This window comes from Faecalibacterium sp. Marseille-Q4896 (assembly GCF_017377615.1).
Classification (GTDB): Bacteria; Bacillota; Clostridia; order Oscillospirales; family Ruminococcaceae; genus Faecalibacterium; species Faecalibacterium taiwanense.
Genome location: NZ_JAFREG010000017.1, coordinates 2,467 through 5,144, shown reverse-complemented (window position 1 = coordinate 5,144; position 2,678 = coordinate 2,467). Strand labels below are relative to the sequence as shown.

At 51.2% G+C, this 2,678-nt stretch carries 2 rRNA genes; both read right to left on the bottom strand.

The annotated features are described in order from the left end of the window. Position 1: 1 nt before the first annotated feature. Positions 2–118: ribosomal RNA gene (rrf, locus tag J3348_RS14055) — 5S ribosomal RNA — on the bottom strand. Positions 119–244: 126 nt separating this feature from the next. After that, positions 245–2,678, bottom strand: a 23S ribosomal RNA gene (locus J3348_RS14050).

Below are 2,678 nucleotides of genomic sequence, written 5' to 3'. Positions count from 1 at the left end.
AAGTCGGCGACTACCTATTTTCACGCGCCGTTTCCAGCGAACTATCTTCGGCACAAGTGAGCTTAACTTCTGTGTTCGGAATGGGAACAGGTGGAACCTCACCGTCATCGACACCGACCGATCTGACTGAACCAGTACAACATGTTTGTTGTACTTTGTCCAGTATTTCTTAGAAGGACGTGCCTTCAAAACTGAATAATCACTGCTTACATTTTTTCGTTGACTCTCAGAGTCTCAAGCGAATTGTGGTCAAGCCCTCGACCTATTAGTACACGCTTGCTGAATGAATCGCTCCACTTACACATCGTGCCTATCAACCTTGTAGTCTTCAAGGGGTCTTACTTGTTTGAAACAATGGGATATCTTATCTTTGGGTCGGCTTCACGCTTAGATGCTTTCAGCGTTTATCCGATCCGTACATAGTTGCCCAGCTATGCTCTTGGCAGAACAACTGGTGCGCCAGAGGTACGTCCGCTCCGGTCCTCTCGTACTAGGAACAGCTCCCATCAAATATCCTGCGCCCACGACAGATAGGGACCGAACTGTCTCACGACGTTCTGAACCCAGCTCGCGTACCGCTTTAATTGGCGAACAGCCAAACCCTTGGGACCGAATACAGCCCCAGGATGCGATGAGCCGACATCGAGGTGCCAAACCTCCCCGTCGATGTGGACTCTTGGGGGAGATCAGCCTGTTATCCCCAGGGTAACTTTTATCCGTTGAGCGATGGCATTTCCACTCACATACCACCGGATCACTAACTCCAACTTTCGTTACTGCTCGACCCGTCAGTCTCGCAGTTAGGCTCGCTTCTGCGTTTGCACTCTTTTGCTTGATTTCCGTTCAAGCTGAGCGAACCTTTGAACGCCTCCGTTACTCTTTAGGAGGCGACCGCCCCAGTCAAACTGCCCACCTAACAATGTCCCCCGCCTTGATTCAAAGGCGCAGGTTAGAATTCCAATATCGCAAGGATGGTATCCCAACGGCCACTCCACAAGCGCCAAAGCACCTGCTTCCCAGTGTCCCATCTATCCTGTGCATGCAACATCGAAACCCAATATTAGGCTACAGTAAAGCTCCATGGGGTCTTTCCGTCTTGTCGCGGGTAACCGGCATCTTCACCGGTACTACAATTTCGCCGGGCGGGCTGTTGAGACAGTGCCCAAATCATTACGCCTTTCATGCGGGTCAGAACTTACCTGACAAGGAATTTCGCTACCTTAGGACCGTTATAGTTACGGCCGCCGTTCACTGGGGCTTCGATTCAATGCTTGCACATCTCCTCTTAACCTTCCAGCACCGGGCAGGCGTCAGCTCGTATACGTCATCTTTCGATTTAGCACAAACCTGTGTTTTTGGTAAACAGTTGCTTGGGCCGATTCTCTGCGGCTGCATTGCTGCAGCACCCCTTCTCCCGAAGTTACGGGGTCAATTTGCCGAGTTCCTTAACAACCCTTCTCCCGTTGGCCTTAGAATCTTCTTCCTACCTACCTGTGTCGGTTTGCGGTACGGGCACCGCAGAAATACACACAGCTTTTCTCGCCATCTTCCATCCCGGACTTCGGTACTAACTTCCCTCGATCGCTACCGGAACCAACACCCGGCTCCGAGACTTCATATGTGTCCCTGTGTTTAACTCTTTTGGTGGTGACGGAATCTCTACCGTCTGTGCATCGGCTACGCCGTTAGGCCTCACCTTAGCTCCCGACTAACCTGGAGCGGACGAACCTTCCTCCAGAAACCTGAGGCTTTCGGCCATGCAGATTCTCACTGCATTCGCGCTACTCATTCCGGCATTCTCACTTCTATACACTCCACAGCCGCTTGCGCTACTGTTTCACCGCGTATACAACGCTCCCCTACCCAGCATGTAAACATGCTGCCTAAGCTTCGGTGTCAGGTTTAGCCCCGTTAAATTCTCCGCGCAAAGACGCTCGACCAGTGAGCTATTACGCACTCTTTGAATGAGTGGCTGCTTCTGAGCCAACATCCTGGTTGTCTGCGTATCTTCACATCGTTTTCCACTTAACCTGACTTTGGGACCTTAGCTGTAGATCTGGGCTGTTTCCCTTTTGACAATGACATTTATCTGACACTGTCTGACTCCCAAGCATCAATACTCTGGCATTCTGAGTTTGATAAGCTTCGCTAACCTCTCGGCCGCTAGGCTATTCAGTGCTTTACCTCCAGGTATCTAACTTGAGGCTAGTCCTAAAACTATTTCGGGGAGAACCAGCTATCTCCGGGTTCGATTGGAATTTCTCCGCTACCCACAGTTCATCCGCCGCCTTTTCAACGGAGGTCGGTTCGGTCCTCCATGGAATTTTACTTCCACTTCAACCTGACCATGGGTAGGTCACCCGGTTTCGGGCCCATTATATGCAACTTAACGCCCTTTTCAAACTCGCTTTCGCTTCGGCTCCAGACCTTAAGTCCTTAACCTTGCTGCATACAATCGCTCGCCGGACCGTTCTACAAAAAGTACCCTATCACGCTTTGACGCGCTCTAGGTGCTTGTAGGCACAGGGTTTCAGGTTCTTTTTCACTCCCCTCCCGGGGTGCTTTTCACCTTTCCTTCACAGTACTATACGCTATCGGTCACTGGGTAGTATTTAGGGTTGGAGGGTGGTCCCCCCGTATTCCGACCAGGTTTCACGTGTCTGGCCGTACTCTGGAAT